At 69.4% G+C, this 21814-nt stretch carries 34 protein-coding genes; all 34 read right to left on the bottom strand.

Annotated features, from left to right (window positions below; all coding sequences use genetic code 11):
- Positions 1–28: 28 nt before the first annotated feature.
- The gene (rplQ, locus tag FHL80_RS27050; protein ID WP_138732915.1) at positions 29–823 is read right to left on the bottom strand and encodes a 50S ribosomal protein L17; all 795 of its coding nucleotides are present in this window, start codon (positions 821–823) and stop codon (positions 29–31) included.
- A 178-nt stretch (positions 824–1001) separates the two neighbouring features.
- Positions 1002–2069, bottom strand: coding sequence for a DNA-directed RNA polymerase subunit alpha (locus tag FHL80_RS08045; protein ID WP_014742831.1), 1068 nt, complete (start codon positions 2067–2069; stop codon positions 1002–1004).
- Positions 2070–2213: 144 nt separating this feature from the next.
- Complete coding sequence (gene rpsD, locus FHL80_RS08040) at positions 2214–2840, bottom strand: 30S ribosomal protein S4 (protein ID WP_138732914.1); 627 nt, start codon at positions 2838–2840, stop codon at positions 2214–2216.
- A 35-nt stretch (positions 2841–2875) separates the two neighbouring features.
- Positions 2876–3283, bottom strand: coding sequence for a 30S ribosomal protein S11 (gene rpsK, locus FHL80_RS08035; RefSeq protein ID WP_026844840.1), 408 nt, complete (start codon positions 3281–3283; stop codon positions 2876–2878).
- Positions 3284–3408: 125 nt separating this feature from the next.
- The gene (rpsM, locus tag FHL80_RS08030; protein ID WP_026844841.1) at positions 3409–3783 is read right to left on the bottom strand and encodes a 30S ribosomal protein S13; all 375 of its coding nucleotides are present in this window, start codon (positions 3781–3783) and stop codon (positions 3409–3411) included.
- A gap of 14 nt (positions 3784–3797) precedes the next feature.
- Positions 3798–3911: a 50S ribosomal protein L36 gene (rpmJ, locus tag FHL80_RS08025; protein ID WP_014742835.1), complete on the bottom strand. Its 114-nt coding sequence runs from the start codon at positions 3909–3911 to the stop codon at positions 3798–3800.
- Positions 3912–3978: 67 nt separating this feature from the next.
- Positions 3979–4200 carry a translation initiation factor IF-1 gene (gene infA / locus FHL80_RS08020; RefSeq protein ID WP_012950459.1) on the bottom strand — a complete coding sequence of 74 codons (222 nt, stop codon included), beginning with the start codon at positions 4198–4200 and terminating at the stop codon, positions 3979–3981.
- A gap of 292 nt (positions 4201–4492) precedes the next feature.
- The gene (map, locus tag FHL80_RS08015; protein ID WP_138732913.1) at positions 4493–5299 is read right to left on the bottom strand and encodes a type I methionyl aminopeptidase; all 807 of its coding nucleotides are present in this window, start codon (positions 5297–5299) and stop codon (positions 4493–4495) included.
- An 82-nt stretch (positions 5300–5381) separates the two neighbouring features.
- Complete coding sequence (locus FHL80_RS08010) at positions 5382–6005, bottom strand: adenylate kinase (protein ID WP_138732912.1); 624 nt, start codon at positions 6003–6005, stop codon at positions 5382–5384.
- A complete protein-coding gene (gene secY / locus FHL80_RS08005; protein WP_138732911.1) occupies positions 6005–7315 on the bottom strand; it encodes a preprotein translocase subunit SecY in 1311 nt (436 codons plus the stop codon). The genes FHL80_RS08010 and secY overlap by 1 nt, the downstream gene beginning before the upstream one ends.
- A gap of 143 nt (positions 7316–7458) precedes the next feature.
- Positions 7459–7905: a 50S ribosomal protein L15 gene (rplO, locus tag FHL80_RS08000; protein WP_138732910.1), complete on the bottom strand. Its 447-nt coding sequence runs from the start codon at positions 7903–7905 to the stop codon at positions 7459–7461.
- A gap of 16 nt (positions 7906–7921) precedes the next feature.
- Positions 7922–8104, bottom strand: a complete 183-nt coding sequence (rpmD, locus tag FHL80_RS07995) for a 50S ribosomal protein L30 (protein ID WP_138732909.1) — start codon at positions 8102–8104, stop codon at positions 7922–7924.
- Position 8105: 1 nt separating this feature from the next.
- A complete protein-coding gene (gene rpsE / locus FHL80_RS07990; RefSeq protein ID WP_014742841.1) occupies positions 8106–8744 on the bottom strand; it encodes a 30S ribosomal protein S5 in 639 nt (212 codons plus the stop codon).
- A gap of 52 nt (positions 8745–8796) precedes the next feature.
- Positions 8797–9213 carry a 50S ribosomal protein L18 gene (rplR, locus tag FHL80_RS07985; protein ID WP_138732908.1) on the bottom strand — a complete coding sequence of 139 codons (417 nt, stop codon included), beginning with the start codon at positions 9211–9213 and terminating at the stop codon, positions 8797–8799.
- On the bottom strand, positions 9213–9752 hold the full coding sequence (gene rplF, locus FHL80_RS07980; RefSeq protein ID WP_138732907.1) for a 50S ribosomal protein L6: 540 nt from the start codon (positions 9750–9752) through the stop codon (positions 9213–9215). Before rplF ends, rplR begins: the two co-directional genes overlap by 1 nt.
- A gap of 15 nt (positions 9753–9767) precedes the next feature.
- Positions 9768–10178: a 30S ribosomal protein S8 gene (gene rpsH / locus FHL80_RS07975; RefSeq protein ID WP_014742844.1), complete on the bottom strand. Its 411-nt coding sequence runs from the start codon at positions 10176–10178 to the stop codon at positions 9768–9770.
- 202 nt (positions 10179–10380) lie between these two features.
- Positions 10381–10566, bottom strand: coding sequence for a type Z 30S ribosomal protein S14 (locus FHL80_RS07970; protein ID WP_014742845.1), 186 nt, complete (start codon positions 10564–10566; stop codon positions 10381–10383).
- 36 nt (positions 10567–10602) lie between these two features.
- Entirely contained in the window at positions 10603–11187 is a 585-nt protein-coding gene (gene rplE / locus FHL80_RS07965; RefSeq protein WP_138732906.1) for a 50S ribosomal protein L5, read from the bottom strand.
- 5 nt (positions 11188–11192) lie between these two features.
- Positions 11193–11540, bottom strand: a complete 348-nt coding sequence (rplX, locus tag FHL80_RS07960; RefSeq protein WP_246078537.1) for a 50S ribosomal protein L24 — start codon at positions 11538–11540, stop codon at positions 11193–11195.
- A gap of 2 nt (positions 11541–11542) precedes the next feature.
- Positions 11543–11911 (bottom strand): 50S ribosomal protein L14, encoded by a 369-nt coding sequence (gene rplN, locus FHL80_RS07955; RefSeq protein ID WP_026844850.1) that lies wholly within the window; start codon positions 11909–11911, stop codon positions 11543–11545.
- Between the two features lie 199 nt (positions 11912–12110).
- A complete protein-coding gene (gene rpsQ, locus FHL80_RS07950; RefSeq protein WP_138732905.1) occupies positions 12111–12401 on the bottom strand; it encodes a 30S ribosomal protein S17 in 291 nt (96 codons plus the stop codon).
- Positions 12398–12631, bottom strand: a complete 234-nt coding sequence (gene rpmC / locus FHL80_RS07945) for a 50S ribosomal protein L29 (RefSeq protein WP_014742850.1) — start codon at positions 12629–12631, stop codon at positions 12398–12400. Before rpmC ends, rpsQ begins: the two co-directional genes overlap by 4 nt.
- The gene (rplP, locus tag FHL80_RS07940) at positions 12631–13047 is read right to left on the bottom strand and encodes a 50S ribosomal protein L16 (protein WP_138732904.1); all 417 of its coding nucleotides are present in this window, start codon (positions 13045–13047) and stop codon (positions 12631–12633) included. Before rplP ends, rpmC begins: the two co-directional genes overlap by 1 nt.
- 4 nt (positions 13048–13051) lie before the next feature.
- Positions 13052–13966 carry a 30S ribosomal protein S3 gene (gene rpsC / locus FHL80_RS07935; RefSeq protein WP_138732903.1) on the bottom strand — a complete coding sequence of 305 codons (915 nt, stop codon included), beginning with the start codon at positions 13964–13966 and terminating at the stop codon, positions 13052–13054.
- Complete coding sequence (rplV, locus tag FHL80_RS07930) at positions 13966–14430, bottom strand: 50S ribosomal protein L22 (RefSeq protein WP_138732902.1); 465 nt, start codon at positions 14428–14430, stop codon at positions 13966–13968. Before rplV ends, rpsC begins: the two co-directional genes overlap by 1 nt.
- Positions 14431–14453: 23 nt before the next feature.
- Positions 14454–14735, bottom strand: coding sequence for a 30S ribosomal protein S19 (rpsS, locus tag FHL80_RS07925; RefSeq protein WP_014742854.1), 282 nt, complete (start codon positions 14733–14735; stop codon positions 14454–14456).
- 23 nt (positions 14736–14758) lie between these two features.
- Positions 14759–15592 carry a 50S ribosomal protein L2 gene (gene rplB, locus FHL80_RS07920; protein ID WP_138732901.1) on the bottom strand — a complete coding sequence of 278 codons (834 nt, stop codon included), beginning with the start codon at positions 15590–15592 and terminating at the stop codon, positions 14759–14761.
- A 69-nt stretch (positions 15593–15661) separates the two neighbouring features.
- A complete protein-coding gene (gene rplW / locus FHL80_RS07915) occupies positions 15662–15964 on the bottom strand; it encodes a 50S ribosomal protein L23 (RefSeq protein WP_014742856.1) in 303 nt (100 codons plus the stop codon).
- On the bottom strand, positions 15961–16761 hold the full coding sequence (rplD, locus tag FHL80_RS07910; protein WP_246078536.1) for a 50S ribosomal protein L4: 801 nt from the start codon (positions 16759–16761) through the stop codon (positions 15961–15963). The genes rplW and rplD overlap by 4 nt, the downstream gene beginning before the upstream one ends.
- On the bottom strand, positions 16758–17423 hold the full coding sequence (gene rplC / locus FHL80_RS07905) for a 50S ribosomal protein L3 (protein WP_138732900.1): 666 nt from the start codon (positions 17421–17423) through the stop codon (positions 16758–16760). Before rplC ends, rplD begins: the two co-directional genes overlap by 4 nt.
- Before the next feature lie 14 nt (positions 17424–17437).
- A complete protein-coding gene (gene rpsJ / locus FHL80_RS07900; protein WP_014742859.1) occupies positions 17438–17743 on the bottom strand; it encodes a 30S ribosomal protein S10 in 306 nt (101 codons plus the stop codon).
- A gap of 122 nt (positions 17744–17865) precedes the next feature.
- Positions 17866–19059: an elongation factor Tu gene (gene tuf, locus FHL80_RS07895; protein ID WP_014742860.1), complete on the bottom strand. Its 1194-nt coding sequence runs from the start codon at positions 19057–19059 to the stop codon at positions 17866–17868.
- A 96-nt stretch (positions 19060–19155) separates the two neighbouring features.
- Positions 19156–21255 (bottom strand): elongation factor G, encoded by a 2100-nt coding sequence (fusA, locus tag FHL80_RS07890; protein ID WP_138732899.1) that lies wholly within the window; start codon positions 21253–21255, stop codon positions 19156–19158.
- Positions 21256–21342: 87 nt separating this feature from the next.
- A complete protein-coding gene (gene rpsG / locus FHL80_RS07885; protein ID WP_026844857.1) occupies positions 21343–21813 on the bottom strand; it encodes a 30S ribosomal protein S7 in 471 nt (156 codons plus the stop codon).
- Position 21814 lies beyond the last annotated feature (1 nt).

The raw sequence follows: 21814 nt of genomic DNA, 5'->3' as shown, positions 1-21814 counted from the left end.
GGAGCTGACCGTCAGGAGACGGTCGAGGTCACTTGGGGTCGACCTCGGGCTCCCCACCGGGAGCCTGGACGCCGGCGGTCGCGGCGTCGCTGAGCTCGGCGGCCTCGACCTCGGCCGCGGCAGCAGCGGCCACGTCCGGGCTGAGGGTGGGGTCGTCGACGACGGCCAGGTTCTCGGCGGACGGCTCCGGGGTGACGTTGCCGTCGTCCTGACGGTCACCGTCGGGGTTGTAGACGTCGGTGACGACGGCCTGCCCCTCCGCGAGCCCCTCGGCGTCGGCCACGACGGCCGGGCTGGTGTCGCCGCCCGGACCGGTGGTGACGTCGGTGTCGACCAGGCCGGGCTCGGTCACGTCGGCGGTGACCTCACCGGCGGCGGAGGCCGCACCGGCACCGACGGCGGACGCCCCGGCGAACCGGGTGCCACGGGCGCGCTCGGCCTCACCGACGGCCTGCTGGGCCACGGTGTGGGCCTCGACGAGCTCGATGACGGCCATGGGCGCGTTGTCGCCCTTGCGGGGACCGACCTTGACGATGCGCGTGTAGCCACCGGGCCGGTTCTCGTAGCGCGGGCCGATCTCGGCGAACAGGTGGTGGACGACGTCCTTGTCGTGGATCACCGTCATCACCTGCCGGCGGGCGTGCAGGTCGCCGCGCTTGGCGAAGGTCACCAGCTTCTCGGCGTACGGGCGGAGCCGCTTGGCCTTGGCCTCGGTGGTGGTGATCCGCCCGTGCTCGAACAGCGAGGTGGCCAGGTTGGCCAGCATCAGCCGCTCGTGCGACGGGGACCCGCCGAGACGGGGACCCTTGGTGGGGGTGGGCATGTCGGTCCTTCCTCAGGCGGCCGGGCGGGCGTGTGCCGGCTGCGTCGTCCATCGCGGTGCTGTGCGTCATGCGGTTCCGCGTCCGGGCCAGTGTGGCTGGTCCGGGAGCGGAGCCGGACGGCGGGTTGCCCGCCGTCCGGCTCGGCCCCGCTGCAGGGGGGTGCAGCGAGGGTCCTGCTCAGAGCTGCTCGGTCTCCTGGTACGCGGTCTCGTCGTACGTGGCCGGGTCGCCGTAGCTGGCGTCGCCCTGGTACGCGTCGGTCTCGTACCCCTCGTCGTAGCTCTCCACCGAGGTGGGGACGAATCCGGGCGGGCTGTCCTTGAGCGCCAGGCCCATCGCCGCGAGCTTCAGCTTGACCTCGTCGATCGACTTGGCACCGAAGTTGCGGATGTCGAGCAGGTCGGCCTCCGAGCGGGTGACGAGCTCCCCGACGGTGTGCACGCCCTCGCGCTTGAGGCAGTTGTAGGACCGGACGGTGAGGTCCATGTCCTCGATCGGCATCGAGAAGTTCGCGATGTCGGCGGCCTCGGACGGGCTGGGCCCGACCTCGATGCCCTCGGCGTCGACGTTCAGCTCGCGCAGCAGGCCGAACAGCTCGACGAGGGTGGACCCGGCGCTGGCGATCGCGTCCCGGGGCTCCATCGACGGCTTGGTCTCGACGTCGACGACCAGGCGGTCGAAGTCGGTGCGCTGCTCGACACGGGTTGCCTCGACCGCGTAGGTCACCTTCAGCACCGGGGAGTAGATCGAGTCGACGGGGATGCGACCGATCTCCTGGCCGGGCTGCTTGTTCTGGGTGGCCGGCACGTAGCCGCGACCGCGCTCGACGACCAGCTCGATCTCGAGCCGGCCCTTCGCGTTCAGCGTGGCGATGTGCAGGTCGGGGTTGTGCACCTCGACACCGGCCGGGGGCGCGATGTCGGCGGCGGTGACCTCACCCGGGCCCTGCTTGCGCAGGTACATGGTGACCGGCTCGTCGGAGTCGGAGCTGACCACGAGGCCCTTGAGGTTCAGGATGATCTCGGTGACGTCCTCCTTGACGCCCGGCACGGTGGTGAACTCGTGCAGGGTGCCCTCGATGCGGATGCTGGTGACAGCAGCGCCGGGGATCGAGGACAGCAGGGTGCGACGCAGGGAGTTGCCGAGGGTGTAGCCGAAGCCCGGCTCGAGCGGCTCGATGACGAACCGTGAGCGCTGGGCGTCGATCGTCTCCTCGGTGAGGGTCGGACGCTGTGCGATGAGCATGGTGGTTCTCCTCCAGGTCCTCCGGCACCCGCCATATGACGCCGTGAGGGGTGGTGCCGGCGGGACGGACATCCGTCCGCCCGTCCCGCCGTCGTGCTGTCCTGCCGTTCGGCCACGATGGCCATCCTGGCCGAACGGGGAGGCCTACTTGGAGTAGAGCTCGACGATCAACTGCTCCTGCACCGGGGTGTCGATCACCTGGCGCGCCGGGATGTTGTGCACCAGCACGCGCAGCTGGGTGCTGATGACCTCGAGCCACGGCGGCACCGGACGGGAGCCGGCCTTGGCCTGGGCCACCTGGAACGGGACCATCTCGGCCGACTTCGCGGCGACCTCGACGATGTCGTTCGCGGTCACGCGGTAGGACGGGATGTCCACCTTGCGGCCGTTGACCTTGATGTGGCCGTGCCGCACCAGCTGGCGCGACATGTCGCGGGACTCGGCGAAGCCGGCCCGGTAGACCACGTTGTCGAGGCGGGACTCGAGGATCTGCAGCAGGACCTCACCGGTCTTGCCCGACTTCTTGTTCGCCTCTTCGTAGTAGCCGCGGAACTGCTTCTCCAGCACGCCGTAGATGCGGCGGGCCTTCTGCTTCTCGCGGAGCTGGAGCAGGTACTCGCTGTCCTTGGTGCGACCCCGGCCGTGCTCGCCCGGCGGGTAGGGCCGGATCTCGATCGGGCACTTCGGGGACTCGCACTTGCTGCCCTTGAGGAACAGCTTCATCTTCTCGCGCCGGCACATGCGGCAGTCGGCTCCGGTGTAACGGGCCACGTCAAATACTCCTGTTTCGTCTCGTCAGTGACCGGTCAGACCCGGCGGCGCTTCTTGGGGCGGCAGCCGTTGTGCGGCTGCGGCGTCACGTCCTGGATCTGCCCGACCTCGAGGCCGGTGGCCTGCAGGGAGCGGATCGCGGTCTCGCGACCGGACCCCGGGCCCTTCACGAAGACGTCGACCTTGCGCATGCCGTGCTCCTGGGCCTTGCGCGCGGCGTTCTCGGCAGCCATCTGCGCCGCGAACGGCGTGGACTTGCGGGAGCCCTTGAACCCGACGTGCCCGGCGGACGCCCAGCTGATCACGTTGCCCGTGGGGTCGGTGATCGACACGATCGTGTTGTTGAAGGTGCTCTTGATGTGCGCCGCGCCGTGAGCGACGTTCTTCTTCTCCTTGCGGCGCACCTTCTTGGTGCCAGCTGCCGCGCGAGCCCTGGGAGGCATCTCTCTCCGGTCTGAGTCTGTGTTCGTGGCCTGGGTGGTGCTGGGGTGCGCACTGCCGTGCGCGGGCGCACCGCCGGTCCGGCCCTCTCGGACTCAGTGGGCGGCGGCGCGCTGTCGTGCTGAGGTCAGCGGGCCTTCTTCTTGCCCGCGATGGTCTTGCGCGGGCCCTTGCTCGAGCGCGCGTTCGTCTTGGTGCGCTGCCCGTGCACCGGGAGACCACGGCGGTGCCGGATCCCCTGGTAGCAACCGATCTCCACCTTGCGGCGGATGTCGGCGGCCACCTCGCGGCGCAGGTCGCCCTCGACGCGGAAGTGCTCGTCGATGTAGTCGCGCAGCTTGAGCAGGTCCTCGTCGGACAGGTCCTTGGCGCGCAGGTCCGGGCTGACGCCCGTCGCGGCCAGGGTCGCCTTGGCCGAGGTCGGCCCGATCCCGTAGATGTAGGTGAGTGCGATCTCCATCCGCTTCTCGCGGGGGAGGTCGACGCCAGCCAGACGTGCCATGTTCAGGTACTCCCTCAGCCCTGGCGCTGCTTGTGCCGGGCGTTCTCGCAGATGACCATGACCCGGCCGTGCCGGCGGATCACCTTGCACTTGTCACAGATCTTCTTCACCGACGGCTGGACCTTCACCGGTGCCGCCCTCATTCCTGTAGATCGAGCGCCGGCTCCGGCCCCGCGGGGCACGTCCGGCGGTGGGTTACTTGTAGCGGTAGACGATGCGACCGCGGGTCAGGTCGTAGGGCGAGAGCTCCACGACCACGCGGTCCTCGGGCAGGATGCGGATGTAGTGCTGCCGCATCTTGCCGCTGATGTGGGCGAGCACCCGGTGCCCGTTCTGCAGTTCGACCCGGAACATCGCGTTGGGAAGTGGCTCGACGACACGACCCTCGACCTCGATGGCCCCGTCCTTCTTTGCCACGCCTACACGGCCTCCTCGTTCGATCGACCTGCTCGCGCCCATGCCGGAACCGGCAGGGCGGTGGTGCTGGGTTCAGCGCCGGAGACGGCACTGGATGGGTGGTGCGGGCGATCTCGCAGAGGGCGCCCGGCTTCCTGCGGCCACAGCAGGACGACGGACGGCGCGAACGCCACCGGCCACTGTACTCCCAGGACGACGAGCTCTCCAACCCGCCCCGGGTGACCACCACCACGGCCCCACCACACCCTGTCGCGGCGCGCGCGGAGCGAGTGCTGGGGGCGACGGGGTCCTGCTACTGGCTGCGAGCCGTGACGCCGAACGGCGCGAGGCCGGCGACGCCGCCGTCCTCCGCGGTGAGGACCCAGGGGCCCTCGGGGGTGATGGCGACGCTGTGCTCGAAGTGGGCGGCGCGCGACCCGTCCTTGGTGACGACGGTCCACCCGTCGTCGAGCTCTGCGGTCGCGGGGTCCCCGATGGTCACCATCGGCTCGATCGCCAGCACCAGCCCCGGCACCAGCTTGGGGCCGCGGCCCGCCCGGCCGTAGTTGAGCACGTGCGGGTCCTGGTGCATCTCGGTGCCGATGCCGTGCCCGCCGTAGTGGTCGACGATGCCGTACCGGTGCTCGTGCGCCACGATCGACTCCTCGACGGCGTGGCTGATGTCGGTCAGCCGCCCGCCGGCGATCGCCTTGGCCAGCCCGGCCCACATCGACTGCTCGGTCACCGCGAGGAGCTCGGCGTCTCCGGCGGAGGCCTCCCCCACCGTCACGGTGACCGCCGAGTCGCTGTGCCAGCCGGCCAGGACGGCGCCGCAGTCGATGGAGATGTTGTCACCCTCGGCCAGCGTGCGGTCCGGGCTCGGGATGCCGTGCACGACCTCGTCGTTGATCGAGGCGCAGATGGTCCCGGTGAACCCGTGGTAGCCGAGGAAGTTCGGCACGGCGCCGGCCGACCGGATGTGGTCCTCGGCGATGGCGTCGAGCTCGCCGGTGCTCACCCCCGGGCGGACCGCGGCCCGGACGGCCCTAATGGCCCCGGCCGTGACGAGCCCGGAGGCGCGCATCAGCTCGATCTCGTGCGCGGTCTTGATCTGGATCATGCGTCCACTCCACTTCGCCAGGAACGGCAACCGGGACGCCCACGCGTCGACGCGCTCACCGTGCACCGGGCGACCCGCGCTCTCAGTCCTCGGCCCGGTCGCCGGCCGCGTCCTGGGCCAGGGCCTGGTCGGCCCCCAGCGCCTCGAGGGCGCGGCGGGTCACCTCGTCGATCTCACCGATCGCGTCGATGCGGGCCAGCAGTCCGGCTTGCTCGTAGAACCCCGACAGCGGCGCCGTCTGTTCCCGGTAGACCTCCAGCCGGTGCCGGACGGTCTCGGGCTTGTCGTCGTCGCGCTGCACCCACACGCCGTCGACCAGCATCCGCCGCCCGGACAGCCGGCGGACCAGCTCGTCCTCGTCGACGACGAGCTCGAGGCAGCAGTCCAGCGCGTGCCCCGTCTCGGCGAGCGAGTCGCGCAGCTGGTCGGCCTGCGCGATGGTGCGCGGGAAGCCGTCGAGCAGGAAGCCGGCCTTGGCGTCGGGCTCGGCGAGCCGGTCGGAGACCATCGCCACGGTGATCTCGTCGGGCACCAGGTCGCCGGCGTCCATGTAGGCCTTCGCCTGCTGGCCCAGCTCGGTCTGCCCGCTCACGTTGGCCCGGAAGATGTCGCCGGTGGAGATGGCCGGCACACCGAGACGACCGGCGATGACCTGGGCCTGGGTCCCCTTGCCGGCTCCGGGAGGGCCCAGCAGCACGACGCGCACTAGCGGAGGAACCCTTCGTAGCTGCGCTGGTTGAGCTGCGTCTCGATCTGCTTCACCGTCTCCAAGCCCACTCCCACCATGATCAGCACCGCGGTCCCGCCGAACGGGAAGTTCTGGTTCTGCCCTTCCTGCGTGATCGACAGGAACAGGTTGGGCAGCACGGCCACCAGCCCGAGGTAGATCGACCCCGGGAGGGTGATCCGGGACAGCACGTACTGCAGGTACTCCGCGGTCGGGCGGCCGGGGCGGATGCCGGGGATGAAGCCGCCGTAGCGCTTCATGTCGTCGGCCCGCTCCTCCGGGTTGAACGTGATCGACACGTAGAAGTACGTGAAGAAGATGATCAGCGCGAAGTAGACCGCGATGTGCACCGGGCTGCTCTGGTCGACCAGGTAGTTCTCGACGAACCGGCGGACCGGCCCGGTCGAGTCGCCCTGGAGCTGGGTGATCAGCTGGGGCAGGTACAGCAGGGAGGAGGCGAAGATGACCGGGATGACGCCGGCCTGGTTGACCTTCAGCGGCAGGTAGGTCGACGTGCCGCCGTACATCCGCCGGCCGACCATCCGCTTGGCGTACTGCACGGGGATGCGGCGCTGCGCCTGTTCCACGTAGACCACCGAGGCGATCACCAGCACGGCGAGCACGCAGATGAGCGCGAAGACGAAGCCGCCGCGGCTCTGCAGGATCGCCCCGCCCTCGGCGGGGATCCGGGCGGCGATCGAGGTGAAGATCAGCACGGACATGCCGTTGCCGATCCCCTTCTCGGTCAGCAGCTCGCCCAGCCACATGATGACGGCGGTGCCGGCGGTCAGGGTCACGACGAGGACGACGGTGGTCCACACCGAGTCCGACGGGATGATGTCCTGGGAGCAGCTGGGGAACAGCTGGCCGCTGCGGGCCAGGGCGATGATCCCGGTGCTCTGCAGGACGGCGAGCGCGATCGTGAGGTACCGGGTGTACTGGGTCAGCTTCTGCTGCCCGGACTGCCCTTCCTTCTTCAGCTGCTCGAACCGCGGGATGACCACGACCAGCAGCTGCACGATGATGCTCGCCGTGATGTACGGCATGATCCCGAGCGCGAACACCGACAGCCGCAGCAGCGCGCCGCCGGAGAAGAGGTTGACCAGCGAGTAGACGTCGCGCTGGTCGGAGGCGTTGGCCTGGTCGAGACAGCTGTTGATCGCCTCGATCGAGACGCCGGGGCCGGGCACGCTGGCGCCCAGCCGGTAGACGGCGATCAGCGCCAGGGAGAACAGCAGCTTGCGCCGGAGGTCTGGCGTCCGGAACGCCGCGGCGAACGCCTGCAGCACGTGCCCTCCCCGAGTCGGTCGAGTGAATCTATCAACGTCGAAGGACCCCCTTGCCCCCCGCCACTCGCACGCTCGCGGCGGGACCTGCAAGGGGGCCGGATAGCACTCTCCCCGGAGCGCTGAGCGCCCCGGGGAGAGTGGGACTAGATCTGGGTGGTGCTGCCCCCGGCAGCGCCGATCTTCTCCTGGGCGGACTTCGAGAAGGCGTGCGCGTGCACCTGCACCTGCACCCCGCCCAGCTCGCCCGTGCCGAGCACCTTGACCGGCTGACCGCGCCGGACGGCGCCGGCGTCGGCCAGCGTGTCCGGGTTGATCGAGCCGCCCTGCGGGAACAGGGAGGCGATCCGGTCCAGGTTCACGACCTGGAAGACGACCTTGTTGTTGTTGGTGAAGCCCGAGAGCTTCGGCAGCCGCATGAAGAGCGGGGTCTGGCCGCCCTCGAAGCGGGCCGAGACCTGCACGCGGGCGCCGGAGCCCTTGGTGCCGCGACCGGCGGTCTTCCCGCGCTTGCCGCCCTCACCACGACCCACACGGATCTTCCTGGTGTGGGCACCCGGCGCCGGACGCAGGTGGTGGACCTTGAGAGTCATGTCAGCGTTCCCCTGCTCAGACGATCTCTTCGACGGTGACCAGGTGCGGCACCGTCGCGACCATCCCGCGGATCTCGGGACGGTCCTCCTGGACGACCGAGTCGCTGATCCGCTTCAGCCCCAGCGAACGCAGCGTCTGACGCTGGTTCGGCTTGGTGCCGATGGTCGACTTGATCTGCGTGACCTTCAGCTGAGCCATCTCAGACCCCCTGACCGGCCCGCGCGCGCAGCATGGCGGCCGGGGCGACGTCCTCCAGGGGCAGACCGCGGCGGGCCGCGATCTCCTCGGGACGGACGAGGTCCTTCAGCGCCTGCATGGTCGCGTGGACGATGTTGATCGGGTTGGAGGACCCGAGGCTCTTGGAGAGCACGTCGTGGATGCCGGCGCACTCGAGGACGGCGCGCACCGGGCCACCGGCGATTACACCGGTACCAGGGCTGGCCGGCTTGAGCAGCACGACACCGGCCGCCGCCTCACCCTGCACCGGGTGCGGGATGGTGCTGGCGATGCGCGGCACGTTGTAGAAGTGCTTCTTGGCCTCCTCGACGCCCTTGGCGATCGCCGCGGGCACCTCCTTGGCCTTGCCGTAGCCCACGCCGACCTTGCCGTCGCCGTCGCCCACGATCACCAGGGCGGTGAAGCTGAAGCGCCGACCGCCCTTGACGACCTTGGACACGCGGTTGATCGCGACGACCCGCTCGATGAACTGGCTCTTCTCCGCGGCACCGCCCGGGCCGCGGCCGCCGTCACGACGGTCCCGGCGGTCGTTGCCGCCGCCTGCGCCGCCGGGGCCACCGGTCCCGCCGGCGCCACCGCCGCGTCGCTGTGGTCCTGGCATCAGACGTCCCTCTCGATCAGTTCAGTGTTGTCCGTCCGCGGGATGGTCGTCATCAGAAGTCCAGCCCACCCTCGCGGGCACCGTCGGCGAGCGCCGCGATGCGACCGGCGTACCGGTTGCCGCCGCGGTCGAAGACGACCGCGTCGATGCCGGCGGCCTTGGCGCGCTCGGCGACCAGGGCACCGACCCGCCGGGCCAGCGCGGACTTGTCGCCCTCGCTGCCCTTGAGGCTGGCGTCCATCGTCGACGCACTGGCCAGCGTGCGGCCGACCGTGTCGTCGACCACCTGGACGTGGATGTGCCGGGAGCTGCGCTTGACGACCAGGCGCGGGCGCTCCGGCGTGCCGCCCACCCGCTTGCGCAGGCGGTTGTGACGGCGGAGCCGCGAGACGCGGCGCGCGGTGCTGACGTCGGTACCCACGGGCTTGTGCACCCGGGCACCGCTCTTCGTGTTCGCTGCCTGTGCCATCACTTGCCCGTCTTCCCGACCTTGCGCTTGATGACCTCGCCCTGGTACCGCACGCCCTTGCCCTTGTACGGGTCAGGCCTGCGGATCTTGCGGATCTTGGCTGAGACCTCGCCGACCTGCTGCTTGTCGATGCCGGTCACCCGCAGGCGGGTGGGGGCCTCGACGGTGAAGGAGATCCCCTCGGGGGCCTTCACCACGACCGGGTGGCTGAAGCCCAGGGCGAACTCGAGGTCCGCCCCACGGGCCTGCACGCGGTAACCGACGCCGACGATCTCCAGGGTCTTGTCGTAGCCCTGGGTCACGCCGGTGATCATGTTCGCGATGAGCGTGCGGGACAGGCCGTGCAGGGCCCGGCTCTCGCGCTCGTCGTTCGGCCGCTGCACCAGCAGCGTGCCGTCCTCAGCGCGCTCGACGGTGATGGGAGCAGCCACCGTGTGGCTGAGCTTCCCCTTCGGGCCCGAGACGTTGACCGTGCGCCCGTCGATGGCGACGTCCACACCGCTGGGCACCGGAATCGGGAGTCGTCCGATCCGTGACATGTCTGCTCGCTCCTCTTACCAGACGTAGGCGAGGACTTCCCCACCCACGCCCTTCTTGGTCGCCTGCTTGTCGGTCAGCAGCCCGGTGGAGGTGGAGATGATCGCCACCCCGAGGCCGCCGAGCACCTTGGGCAGGGCGGTCGACTTCGCGTAGACCCGCAGGCCGGGCTTGGACACCCGTCGGACGCCGGCGATGCTGCGCTCGCGGTTGGGGCCGTACTTGAGGGAGACCACGAGCTCCTTGCGGATGTGGCCGTCCACCTCGACGTCATTGACGGTCCACCCGCCGATGTAACCCTCCTTCTGGAGGATCTCGGCGATGTGCGTCTTGAGCTTCGACGACGGCATGGCAGCTGCGTCGTGGTACGCCTGGTTGGCGTTCCGCAGCCGCGTGAGCATGTCCGCGATCGGGTCGGTCATCGTCATGTGTCGGTGTTGCCTCTCTCACCGCGGTTCCGCACGCTCATCGGCGCGGGCCTCTCGGTGATCGGTGGTGCTACCTGGGGTGACCTCGTGGTCGGGTGGTGCGGCTGGTGCGGCTGGAACGGCCCGGAGGTGAGGGCCTGGAACGGCCCCGCTGCAGGGTCCCGCGCCGAGCTCGCGAGGCGTGGGGGGCAGCGGGGTCCTCCTACCAGCTGGACTTGGTCACGCCGGGCAGCTCGCCGGCGTGGGCCATCTCGCGGACGCAGATCCGGCACAGGCCGAACTTGCGGAAGACGGCGTGCGGGCGACCGCAGCGCTGGCAGCGGGTGTAGCCGCGCACCTTGAACTTCGGCGTGCGTGCCGCCTTGTTGACAAGAGCCTTCTTGGCCATCTCTTGGGTCTCCTGGAGCTTCTACGCAGACCGCGGTCAGCGGGTCGCGTTCACGACGGTCTGGCCGGCGAAGGGGAAGCCGAGCAGCGTGAGCAGCTCGCGACCCTCCTCGTCGGTGGTGGCGGTGGTGACCAGCGTGATGTCCATGCCACGCGGCCGGTCGATCTTGTCGACGTCGATCTCGCGGAACATCGACTGCTCGGTCAGACCGAACGTGTAGTTGCCGTGACCGTCGAACTGCTTGGGGTTCAGGCCGCGGAAGTCGCGGATGCGGGGCAGGGCCAGCGACAGCAGCCGGTCCAGGAACTCCCACATGCGGTCACCGCGGAGGGTGACCTTCGCGCCGATCGGCATGCCCTCGCGCAGCTTGAACTGGGCGATGGACTTGCGGGCCCGGACGACGGCCGGCTTCTGGCCGGTGATGGCGGTGAGGTCACGGACCGCGCCGTCCATCAGCTTGGCGTCCCGGGTGGCCTCGCCGACGCCCATGTTGACGACGATCTTGACCAGACCGGGGATCTGCATGACGTTCGGGTAGCCGAACTCGGACTGCAGCGCGGGAGCGATGTCCTCGCGGTAGCGGGCCAGCATGCGGGGCAGCTCGCGGGTGGGTGCGCTCATGATGCTCAGAGGTCCTTACCGGTTCGCCGCGAGACCCGGATGCTGCGGCCTTCCTCGTCCTTGCGGTAGCCGACCCGGGTCGGCTTGTCCTCGGAGTCGATGACCATCACGTTGCTCACGTGCACGGCCGCCTCCTGCGTGACGATCCCGCCCTGCTGGGCACCGCGCTGGGAGGTGCTGATCCGCGTGTGCTTCTTCACCCGGCCGATGCCCTCGACCAGGACCTTCTGGGTCTTCGGGAAGGCAGCGATGACGCGGCCCTTGGCGCCCTTGTCCTTGCCGGACAGGACGACGACCTGGTCGCCCTTCTTGACCTTCATCGACGGGGTCTTCCCGCTCGTCGGCTGAACCATGATCACAACACCTCCGGAGCGAGCGAGATGATCCGCATGAAGCGCTTGTCACGGAGCTCCCGGCCCACCGGGCCGAAGATGCGCGTGCCGCGCGGGTCGCCGCTGTCACGGATGATCACGGCGGCGTTCTCGTCGAAGCGGATGTAGGAACCGTCGGGACGACGGCGCTCCTTGACCGTGCGGACGATGACGGCCTTGACCACGTCGCCCTTCTTGACGCCGGCGCCGGGCAGGGCGTCCTTGACGGTGGCGACGATGACGTCACCGATGCCCGCGTAGCGCCGCCCCGACCCGCCGAGCACGCGGATGCACAAGATCTCCTTGGCACCCGTGTTGTCGGCGACTCGCAGTCGCGACTCCTGCTGGATCACTTCCTGCTCCTGAATCTGAGTGGCGACAGCCGGACCGGATCGGTGAACCGGCTGTCCGGCACCCACGTGCGGACGCACCGGCAGCATGCTGCCGGTGCGTCCGAGCACGGGTACCGGGATGCGGCACGCACCCGGAGGGCGCGCCAGTGGTCCAGAGTACTCCTGGTCGACCGACCTGGAGAGGCCGGTGTCGAACTGCCTACTTGGCCCGCTCGACGACCGAGACCAGCCGCCACCGCTTGGTGGCGGAGGTCGGGCGCGTCTCCATGATCTGCACCCGGTCGCCGATGCCGGCGGTGTTCTGCTCGTCGTGCGCCTTCAGCTTGCTGGTGCGGCGCAGGACCTTGCCGTACAGGCCGTGCTTCACGCGGTCCTCGACCTCGACGACGATGGTCTTCTCCATCTTGTCGCTGACGACCAGGCCCTCACGGACCTTGCGGTCGTTGCGCTTGCCGTCGACGGGGCTGCTGGTGGTGCTGGGTTCGCTCATGCCACACCCTCGTTCGGGGCGACCGAGAGACCCAGCTCGCGCTCGCGCATGATCGTGTAGATCCGAGCGATGTCGCGGCGGACGGTCTGCAGTCGCCGGTTGTTGTCCAGCTGGCCGGTGGCCACCTGGAAGCGCAGGTTGAACAGCTCTTCGCGCGACTCACGCAGCCGGGTGGCCAGTTCGTCGGCGGACAGCTCGCGCAGCTCGGGGGCAGTCAGTCCGGCGGCCATCACACCTCTCCTTCACGAGTGATGAAGCGGCACTTCATGGGCAGCTTGTGGATCGCGCGGCGCATGGCCTCGCGAGCCACCGGCTCGGCGACACCGGACAGCTCGAACATGATCCGGCCCGGCTTCACGTTGGCCACCCACCACTCGGGCGAGCCCTTGCCGGAGCCCATGCGGGTCTCGGCCGGCTTCTTGGTCAGCGGGCGGTCGGGGTAGATCGAGATCCACACCTTGCCGCCACGCTTGATGTGACGGGTCATGGCGATACGAGCGGACTCGATCTGCCGGTTCGTGACGTACGCGGGCTCGAGAGCCTGGATCGCGTAGTCACCGAAGTTGATCGCGGTGCCGCCCTTGGCGGCACCCGACCGGCTCGGGTGGTGCTGCTTGCGGTGCTTGACCCGGCGAGGGATCAGCATGGTGTCAGGCCCCCTGCTCTGGCGCGGTGTTCTCGGTACCGGCCGCCTCGGCGGTCGCGGTGCCCTCGGCACCGGCAGCCTGGGCGACGGTCTGCTCCACGGGGACGTCACCCGAGGTGACGGCGACGACGTCCTCCGCCGGAGCGGTGGTGCCCTCGGCCGCAGCGCGCCCGGCCTCGGTCCCGCCGGCGGTGGTGCCCGACGAGCCCGAACGGCGCTGCGGGCGCTGGGCCCGCTCGCGACGCTGCTGACGCTGGGCCAGGGCCTCGAGGGCCTCCCGCTCGGCGCGGGAGCCGCTGGCGTCGCCCTTGTAGATCCACACCTTGACGCCGATGCGGCCGAAGGTCGTGCGGGCCTCGTAGATGCCGTAGTCGATGTTCGCGCGGAGCGTGTGCAGCGGCACCCGGCCCTCGCGGTAGAACTCCGACCGGCTCATCTCGGTGCCGCCCAGGCGACCGGAGCACTGCACCCGGATGCCCTTGACCTGCGGCGAGCGCTGCGCCGACTGCATCGCCTTGCGCATGGCACGGCGGAAGCTGACGCGGCTGGAGAGCTGCTCGGCGACGCCCTGGGCGACCAGCTGCGCATCGGACTCGGGGTTCTTGACCTCGAGGATGTTCAGCTGCACCTGCTTGCCGGTGAGCTTCTCGAGCTCGCCACGGATGCGGTCGGCCTCGGCGCCACGGCGGCCGATGACGATCCCCGGGCGGGCGGTGTGGATGTCCACGCGGACGCGGTCACGGGTGCGCTCGATCTCCACCTTCGAGATGCCGGCACGCTCCATGCCCTTGCTCATGAGCTTGCGGATCGCCACGTCCTCCTTGACGTAGTCCGCGTACAGCTTGTCCGCGTACCACCGGGACTTGTAGTCGGTGGTGATGCCGAGCCGGAACCCGTGCGGGTTGACCTTCTGACCCACTAGCGGGTCCCTCCCCTCGTGTTGCTCTTCTGCTGGGTCGCCGGGCCGGACTGGCCCGTGTCCCGACGTGCCCTGCGGGAACGCTGGGCGAGCTCGGCGCTCGAGCTCACCTCCGACACCTCGACGGTGATGTGGCTGGTCCGCTTGTTGATGCGGAACGCCCGGCCCTGCGCACGCGGACGGATCCGCTTGAGCGTGGGGCCCTCGTCGACGAAGGCGGCACTGATGACGAGCGCGGCCGGGTCCAGACGCAGGTTGTGCTCTGCGTTGGCGACGGCGCTGCCGACGACCTTGGCCACCGGCTCGCTCGCGGTCTGCGGCGCGAAACGCAGCAGAGCGAGGGCCTCGTCGGTCGGCAGGTAGCGGATCATGTCCACCACCCGGCGGGCCTTCATGGGGGTGACGCTGACGAACCGGGCGGTGGCCCGGGCGGTCGGCGTCTCCTGTCCCAACTGGGAAGTCATGTGAGGATCTCTTCTCTACCGGGTCAGCCGCGCCGCGACCGGCGGTCGTCCTTGATGTGCCCACGGAAGGTGCGCGTGGGCGCGAACTCGCCGAGCTTGTGCCCGACCATCGCCTCGGTGACGAACACCGGGACGTGCTTGCGGCCGTCGTGCACGGCGATCGTGTGCCCGAGCATGTCGGGGATGATCGTCGAGCGCCGCGACCAGGTGCGGATGACGGTCTTGGTGCCCTTGTCGTTCTGGGCGTCCACCTTGGCGAGCAGGTGGTCGTCGACGAACGGGCCCTTCTTGAGGCTGCGTGGCATGTCTGTCGGACTCCTCTACCCGCTCAGCGCTTCTTGTTCGCACGCCGGCGGCGCACGATCATGGCGTCACTGGCCTTCCGCTTGCGCGTCCGGCCTTCCGGCTTGCCCTTGGGGTTCACCGGGTGGCGACCACCGGAGGTCTTGCCCTCACCACCACCGTGCGGGTGGTCCACCGGGTTCATGGCGACACCGCGGACGGTGGGGCGCTTGCCCTTCCACCGCATGCGGCCGGCCTTGCCCCAGTTGATGTTCGACTGCTCGGCGTTGCCGACCTCGCCGATGGTGGCGCGGCAGCGCACGTCGACGTTGCGGATCTCGCCGGAGGGCATGCGCAGCTGGGCGAAGCGGCCCTCACGGGCGACCAACTGGACGCTGGTGCCGGCGGAGCGGGCGATCTTCGCCCCGCCACCGGGCCGCAGCTCGATGGCGTGCACGACGGTGCCGACCGGGATGTTGCGCAGCGGCAGGTTGTTGCCGGGCTTGATGTCGGCCGCAGGGCCGCACTCGACCGAGTCGCCCTGCTTCAGCTTCGCCGGGGCGAGGATGTAGCGCTTCTCCCCGTCGGCGAAGTGCAGCAGCGCGATCCGCGAGGTGCGGTTGGGGTCGTACTCGATGTGCGCGACCTTGGCCGGCACACCGTCCTTGTCCGCCCGGCGGAAGTCGATCAGCCGGTAGGCGCGCTTGTGCCCGCCGCCCTGGTGCCGAGCGGTCACGCGGCCGTGGACGTTGCGCCCGCCGCGGCCGTGCAGCGGCCGGACCAGCGACTTCTCGGGGTGGTCGCGGGTGACCTCGGCGAAGTCGGCGACGGACGAGCCGCGGCGGCCCGGCGTCGTCGGCTTGTACTTACGGATGGCCATGGTTCCTCAGAGTCCTCTGGTCCGATCGGGGGTGTGTCCGGGGTGGTGGGGTGGGCGGATGCCCAGCCGTCACGCGCCCGGGCCCCCGAAGAGCTCGATGCGGTCGCCGGGGGCCACGGAGACGATGGCGCGCTTGGTGTCCTTGCGCTTCCCCATCACAGCGCCCTTCGAGCGCTTCCTCTTCCCCTGACGGTTGATCGTGTTGACGGCGAGGACCTTCACGTTGAAGACCTGCTGCACAGCGATCTTGATCTGGGTCTTGTTGGCGTCGGGCCGCACGATGAACGTGTACTTGTTCTCGTCGAGGAGGCCGTAGCTCTTCTCGGAGATGACCGGGGACAGCAGGACGTCCCGGGGGTCGCGGACGCTCATGCCTTCTCCTCGGTGTCATCGGTCGTGAGGTCGAGGTCGGTCGTGCCCACGACGGGCTCGATCGACGGGATCGCACCCGGGATGTCCGGCGTGGTCAGGTCCGGCTGCTCGACGCCGGCGTCCTGGACCGTGCCCGGACCCGACACGTACTCGGCCAGCGCGGTCTCGGTGAAGACCACCTCGTCGGCGCAGAGCACGTCGTAGGTGTTGAGCTGGCCGGCCTCGATCAGGTGGACCCGCGGCACGTTGCGCAGGCTCACCCAGTTCAGGACGTCGTCGCGGTCGAGGACGACGAGCACGCGCTTGGCGGCGGTGACGGCGTCCAGGACCTTGAGGGCGGCCTTGGTCGACGGGGCGTCGCCCTCGACGAAGGCGGAGACCACGTGGACGCGGTCCTCGCGGGCCCGGTCGGAGAGGGCACCGCGCAGGGCGGCGGCCTTCATCTTCTTCGGGGTCTTCTGCTCGTAGTTGCGCGGCACGGGGCCGTGCGAGATGCCACCGCCGACGAACTGCGGCGAGCGCAGCGAGCCCTGACGGGCGCGGCCGGTGCCCTTCTGCCGGTAGGGCTTGGCGCCCGTACCGCTGACCTGGGCGCGCGTCTTCGTCGAGTGCGTGCCCTGGCGGGCCGCGGCCAGCTGGGCCACCACGACCTGGTGCATCAGCGACACGTTGGCGTTGGCGTCGAAGAGGTCGCCGGGGAGCGTGACGCTCCCGGCGTTCTCACCGGACGGGGTCCGGACGGCGACCTCGCGGTCGGCCCGGGACTGCGCCTTCTGCGCGGCGATCGACTGGCTCACTTGGTGTCACTCCCCACGGGGCCGCCCTTGACCGCGGAACGGACGAGCAGCAGCCCTCCGCGCGGGCCGGGAACGGCGCCCTTGATCAGCACGAGGCCCTTCTCGGCGTCGACCGCGTGCACCTTCAGAGACAGCGTGGTCGTGGTGGCCGTGCCCATCCGGCCGGCCATGCGCATGCCCTTGAAGACCCGACCCGGGGTCGAGGCCCCGCCGATCGAGCCGGGGGCACGGTGCTTGCGGTGCGTGCCGTGTCCGGCGCCCAGGCCCTTGAACCCGTGACGCTTCATGACACCGGCGGTGCCCTTGCCCTTGCTGGTGCCGATGACGTCGACCTTGGTCACGCCGTCGAACACCTCGGTGGTCAGCTCCTGGCCGACCGTGTAGTCGCCGGCGTCCTCGGTGCGCAGCTCGACCACGTGCCGCCGGGGCGTGACGCCCGCCTTGGCGAAGTGCCCACCCTCGGGCTTGTTCACCTTGCGGGGGTCGATCGCGCCGAACCCGAGCTGGACGGCGGAGTAGCCGTCCTTCTCCGGGGTGCGGACCTGCGTGACCACGCACGGGCCCGCCTTGACGACGGTCACCGGCACGATGCGGTTGTTCTCGTCGAAGACCTGGGTCATCCCCAGCTTCTCGCCGAGGAGACCACGGAATGTGCTCGCCATGTCTGGGACAGCCCTTACTGGATGTTGACGTCGACCGAGGCCGGCAGGTCGATGCGCATGAGCGCGTCGACCGTCTTCGGCGTCGGGTCGAGGATGTCGATGAGCCGCTTGTGCGTACGCATCTCGAAGTGCTCGCGCGAGTCCTTGTACTTGTGCGGCGAGCGGATGACGCAGTACACGTTCTTCTCCGTCGGCAGCGGCACGGGGCCGACGACGCGCGCTCCGGTCTTCGTCACCGTGTCCACGATGCGCCGCGCCGAGGCATCGATCGCCTCGTGGTCGTAGGCCTTCAGCCGGATGCGGATCTTCTGTCCCGCCATCGGTTGTCTTCGCTCCTGCCGATCGGTTGTGAAAGTACGTGTGGGTCTGTTGACCCGGGGGTCGGGTCTCCCGACCCGGGTGACGGGCGGCGGCCGACCAGCGGCCGCCGCCCGTCAGGGTGTCACTTGTTGATCTTGACGACCCGGCCGGCGCCGACGGTGCGGCCACCCTCACGGATGGCGAACCGGAGGCCCTCCTCCATGGCGATGGGCTGGATCAGCTCGACCGTCATCTCGGTGTTGTCGCCGGGCATGACCATCTCGGTGCCCGAGGGCAGCGTGACGACGCCGGTGACGTCCGTGGTGCGGAAGTAGAACTGCGGGCGGTAGTTGTTGAAGAACGGCGTGTGCCGGCCGCCCTCGTCCTTCGAGAGGATGTAGACCGAGCCCTCGAAGTTCGTGTGCGGGGTGATGGAGCCCGGCTTCACGACGACCTGACCGCGCTCGACGTCCTCGCGCTTGATGCCGCGCAGCAGCAGACCGACGTTGTCACCGGCCTGGCCCTGGTCGAGCAGCTTGCGGAACATCTCGACACCGGTGACCGTCGTCTTCGACGAGGTCGGGCGGATGCCGACGATCTCGATCTCCTCGGAGACCTTGACGATGCCGCGCTCCACGCGACCGGTCACGACGGTGCCGCGGCCGGTGATGGTGAAGACGTCCTCGACGGGCATGAGGAACGGCTTGTCGATCTCGCGCTCGGGCTCGGGGATGGCCGAGTCGACGGCGTCCATGAGCTCCATGAGCTTGTCGCCCCACTCGGCGTCGCCCTCGAGGGCCTTCAGCGCGGAGACGCGGACCACGGGGACGTCGTCGCCCGGGAACTCGTACTCGCTGAGGAGCTCACGGACCTCGAGCTCGACGAGCTCGAGGATCTCCTCGTCGTCGACCATGTCGGCCTTGTTGAGCGCCACGACGATGTAGGGGACGCCGACCTGGCGGGCCAGGAGGACGTGCTCCTTGGTCTGCGGCATCGGGCCGTCGGTCGCCGCGACCACCAGGATCGCGCCGTCCATCTGCGCGGCACCGGTGATCATGTTCTTGATGTAGTCGGCGTGCCCGGGGCAGTCGACGTGCGCGTAGTGCCGGTTCTCGGTCTGGTACTCCACGTGGGCGATCGAGATCGTGATCCCACGGGCCTTCTCCTCGGGCGCCTTGTCGATCTGGTCGAACGCGGACGCCTCGTTGAGGTTCGGGTACTTGTCGTGCAGGACCTTGGTGATCGCCGCCGTCAGCGTCGTCTTCCCGTGGTCGATGTGCCCGATGGTGCCGATGTTGACGTGCGGCTTGGTCCGCTCGAACTTGGCCTTGGCCACTGGGTTCCTCTCTTCGTGTGGTTCGCAGTCGTGCGCGAGTCTGAGGGTGCGGGCGGTGCTGGCCGGCCGCGGGCTGGGCCCGCGGCCGACTGGTGGTTACTCGCCAGTCGCCTTGGCGATGATCTCCTTGGCGACGTTGGCCGGGACCTCGGCGTACGAGTCGAACACCATGGTGTAGCTCGCCCGTCCCTGGGTGCGGCTGCGCAGGTCGCCCACGTAGCCGAACATCTCCGACAGCGGCACCAGGGCCCGGACGACGCGGGCGCCGGAGCGCTCCTCCATCGCCTGGATGGTCCCGCGGCGGGAGTTCAGGTCGCCGATCACGTCACCCATGTAGTCCTCGGGGGTGACGACCTCGACGGCCATCAGCGGCTCGAGCAGGGCCGGGCTGGCCTTGCGTGCGGCCTCCTTGAAGACCATCGAGCCGGCGATCTTGAAGGCCATCTCCGAGGAGTCGACCTCGTGGTACTGACCGTCGACCAGCGTCGCCTTCACGCCGACCAGCGGGTACCCGGCCAGGATGCCGAACTGCATGGCGTCCTGCATGCCGGCGTCGACCGAGGGGATGTACTCCCGCGGGATGCGACCACCGGTGACGGCGTTGACGAACTCGTAGGTCGGGCCGTCGGCCGCGACCTCGAGGGGCTCGATCGTGACCTGGACCTTCGCGAACTGGCCGGACCCACCGGTCTGCTTCTTGTGGGTGTAGTCGACCTTCTCGACCCGCTTGCGGATCGTCTCGCGGTAGGCGACCTGCGGCTTGCCGACGTTGGCCTCGACGCGGAACTCGCGACGCATCCGGTCGACCAGGATCTCCAGGTGGAGCTCGCCCATGCCGGAGATGACGGTCTGACCGGTCTCCTCGTCCAGGCGGACCTGGAACGTCGGGTCCTCCTCGGCGAGCTTCTGGATCGCGGTGCCCAGCTTCTCCTGGTCGCCCTTGGTCTTCGGCTCGATGGCCACCGAGATGACCGGCGCCGGGAAGGTCATCGACTCGAGGATCACCGGGCTCTGCGGGTCGCAGAGGGTGTCACCCGTCGTCGTCTGCTTCATCCCGTTGACGGCCACGATCTCGCCGGCGCCCACGCCCGCACGCTCTTCGCGCTTGTTCGCGTGCATCTGGTAGATCTTGCCGACCCGCTCCTTGCGGTCCTTGGTGCTGTTCAGCACCGGGGAACCCGCGTCGAGCTTGCCGGAGTAGACCCGGATGTAGGTGAGCTTGCCCAGGTGCTGGTCCGTCTGGATCTTGAAGGCCAGCGCCGAGAACGGCTCGTTCTCGTCGGCGTGCCGCAGGACCTCGGTCTCGCCGTCGAGCGCGGTGCCGACGATCGCCTCGATGTCCAGCGGGCTGGGCAGGTAGTCCACGACACCGTCGAGCAGGGGCTGCACGCCCTTGTTCTTGAAGGCGGTGCCGGTGAGGACCGGGTTGACCTGGCCGGCGATGGTGGCCTTGCGGATGGCCGCCTTCAGCCGGTCGACGCCGATCTCCTCGCCACCGAGGTAGTCCTCCATGAGCGAGTCGTCGAAGTCCGCGATGTTCTCGAGCAGCTTCTCGCGGTACTCGGCGGCCTGGTCGGCGAGCTCGGCCGGGATCTCCTCGATCGCGTAGTCCTCGCCCATCGCGGTCTCGCCGCGCCAGGTGAGGGCGCGCATCTGGACGAGGTCCACGACACCGATGAAGTCGGCCTCGGCGCCGATCGGCAGCTGCAGGACCAGGGGGTTGGCGGCGAGCCGCTCGACCATCATGTCCACGCAGCGGAAGAAGTCAGCACCGGTGCGGTCCAGCTTGTTGACGAAGCACATGCGCGGGACGCCGTACTTCTCGGCCTGACGCCACACCTGCTCGGTCTGCGGCTCGACACCGGCGACACCGTCGTAGACCGCGACCGCACCGTCGAGCACCCGCAGCGACCGCTCGACCTCGACGGTGAAGTCGACGTGCCCGGGGGTGTCGATGATGTTGATGTCGTGGCCGTTCCACGAGCACTTCGTCGCGGCCGACGTGATGGTGATGCCGCGCTCCTGCTCCTGCTCCATCCAGTCCATCGTGGCCGCGCCGTCGTGGACTTCACCGATCTTGTAGTTGATACCGGTGTAGAAGAGGATCCGCTCGGTCGTCGTCGTCTTGCCGGCGTCGATGTGCGCCATGATCCCGATGTTGCGGGTCTTGGCGAGTTGGGCCTCGTTCTGGGCCATTACGTCACTCCTCTTCTTTCTCGTCCGCGCGCGGTGCTCGGGGATCGCCCGGGGTCACCGCGGGCAGCGGCTGCTGGTGGACTGAGGTCACCAGCGGTAGTGCGCGAAGGCCTTGTTGGACTCGGCCATCTTGTGGGTGTCCTCGCGACGCTTGACCGCGGCGCCCAGACCGTTGCTGGCGTCCAGCAGCTCGTTCATGAGGCGCTCGGTCATCGTCTTCTCGCGACGGCCGCGGCTGTACTGGATCAGCCAGCGCAGGCCGAGGGTCGTGCTGCGGGAGGCGCGGACCTCGATCGGCACCTGGTAGGTCGCACCACCGACACGGCGGCTGCGGACCTCGAGGGCCGGCTTGACGTTGTCCAGCGCGCGCTTGAGCGTGACGACCGGGTCGGTGTCGTTCTTGGCACGGACGCCCTCGAGGGCGCCGTAGACGATCGCCTCGGCGACCGAGCGCTTGCCGTCGACGAGCACCTTGTTCACCAGCTGGGTCACCAGCGGCGACTGGTACACCGGGTCGGCGACGAGCGGACGACGGGGAGCGGGTCCCTTGCGAGGCATG

Source organism: Modestobacter excelsi, from assembly GCF_005930495.1.
Taxonomy (GTDB): Bacteria; Actinomycetota; Actinomycetes; order Mycobacteriales; family Geodermatophilaceae; genus Modestobacter; species Modestobacter excelsi.
This window is presented reverse-complemented; position numbering and strand designations above follow the sequence as displayed.

What these genes read in the sequence shown, in the direction of transcription:
- rplE (WP_138732906.1), bottom strand. Translation starts at nt 11,187, where the DNA reads ATGAGCGCACCCACCCGCGAGCTGCCCCGCATGCTGGCCCGCTACCGC.
- rplO (WP_138732910.1), bottom strand. Translation starts at nt 7,905, where the DNA reads ATGACTCTCAAGGTCCACCACCTGCGTCCGGCGCCGGGTGCCCACACC.
- rpsE (WP_014742841.1), bottom strand. Translation starts at nt 8,744, where the DNA reads ATGCCAGGACCACAGCGACGCGGCGGTGGCGCCGGCGGGACCGGTGGC.
- rplX (WP_246078537.1), bottom strand. Translation starts at nt 11,540, where the DNA reads ATGGTTCAGCCGACGAGCGGGAAGACCCCGTCGATGAAGGTCAAGAAG.
- rplP (WP_138732904.1), bottom strand. Translation starts at nt 13,047, where the DNA reads ATGCTGATCCCTCGCCGGGTCAAGCACCGCAAGCAGCACCACCCGAGC.
- rpsK (WP_026844840.1), bottom strand. Translation starts at nt 3,283, where the DNA reads ATGCCTCCCAGGGCTCGCGCGGCAGCTGGCACCAAGAAGGTGCGCCGC.
- rpsH (WP_014742844.1), bottom strand. Translation starts at nt 10,178, where the DNA reads ATGACGATGACCGACCCGATCGCGGACATGCTCACGCGGCTGCGGAAC.
- rpsQ (WP_138732905.1), bottom strand. Translation starts at nt 12,401, where the DNA reads ATGAGCGAACCCAGCACCACCAGCAGCCCCGTCGACGGCAAGCGCAAC.
- rplB (WP_138732901.1), bottom strand. Translation starts at nt 15,592, where the DNA reads ATGGCCATCCGTAAGTACAAGCCGACGACGCCGGGCCGCCGCGGCTCG.
- rpsS (WP_014742854.1), bottom strand. Translation starts at nt 14,735, where the DNA reads ATGCCACGCAGCCTCAAGAAGGGCCCGTTCGTCGACGACCACCTGCTC.
- rplF (WP_138732907.1), bottom strand. Translation starts at nt 9,752, where the DNA reads ATGTCACGGATCGGACGACTCCCGATTCCGGTGCCCAGCGGTGTGGAC.
- rpsJ (WP_014742859.1), bottom strand. Translation starts at nt 17,743, where the DNA reads ATGGCGGGACAGAAGATCCGCATCCGGCTGAAGGCCTACGACCACGAG.
- FHL80_RS07970 (WP_014742845.1), bottom strand. Translation starts at nt 10,566, where the DNA reads ATGGCCAAGAAGGCTCTTGTCAACAAGGCGGCACGCACGCCGAAGTTC.
- rplC (WP_138732900.1), bottom strand. Translation starts at nt 17,423, where the DNA reads ATGGCGAGCACATTCCGTGGTCTCCTCGGCGAGAAGCTGGGGATGACC.
- rplQ (WP_138732915.1), bottom strand. Translation starts at nt 823, where the DNA reads ATGCCCACCCCCACCAAGGGTCCCCGTCTCGGCGGGTCCCCGTCGCAC.
- rpmD (WP_138732909.1), bottom strand. Translation starts at nt 8,104, where the DNA reads ATGGCTCAGCTGAAGGTCACGCAGATCAAGTCGACCATCGGCACCAAG.
- rpmC (WP_014742850.1), bottom strand. Translation starts at nt 12,631, where the DNA reads ATGGCCGCCGGACTGACTGCCCCCGAGCTGCGCGAGCTGTCCGCCGAC.
- fusA (WP_138732899.1), bottom strand. Translation starts at nt 21,255, where the DNA reads ATGGCCCAGAACGAGGCCCAACTCGCCAAGACCCGCAACATCGGGATC.
- map (WP_138732913.1), bottom strand. Translation starts at nt 5,299, where the DNA reads ATGATCCAGATCAAGACCGCGCACGAGATCGAGCTGATGCGCGCCTCC.
- rplR (WP_138732908.1), bottom strand. Translation starts at nt 9,213, where the DNA reads ATGGCACAGGCAGCGAACACGAAGAGCGGTGCCCGGGTGCACAAGCCC.
- rpsM (WP_026844841.1), bottom strand. Translation starts at nt 3,783, where the DNA reads ATGGCACGTCTGGCTGGCGTCGACCTCCCCCGCGAGAAGCGGATGGAG.
- rpsG (WP_026844857.1), bottom strand. Translation starts at nt 21,813, where the DNA reads ATGCCTCGCAAGGGACCCGCTCCCCGTCGTCCGCTCGTCGCCGACCCG.
- FHL80_RS08045 (WP_014742831.1), bottom strand. Translation starts at nt 2,069, where the DNA reads ATGCTCATCGCACAGCGTCCGACCCTCACCGAGGAGACGATCGACGCC.
- rplV (WP_138732902.1), bottom strand. Translation starts at nt 14,430, where the DNA reads ATGACTTCCCAGTTGGGACAGGAGACGCCGACCGCCCGGGCCACCGCC.
- rplW (WP_014742856.1), bottom strand. Translation starts at nt 15,964, where the DNA reads ATGAGCGTCCGCGACCCCCGGGACGTCCTGCTGTCCCCGGTCATCTCC.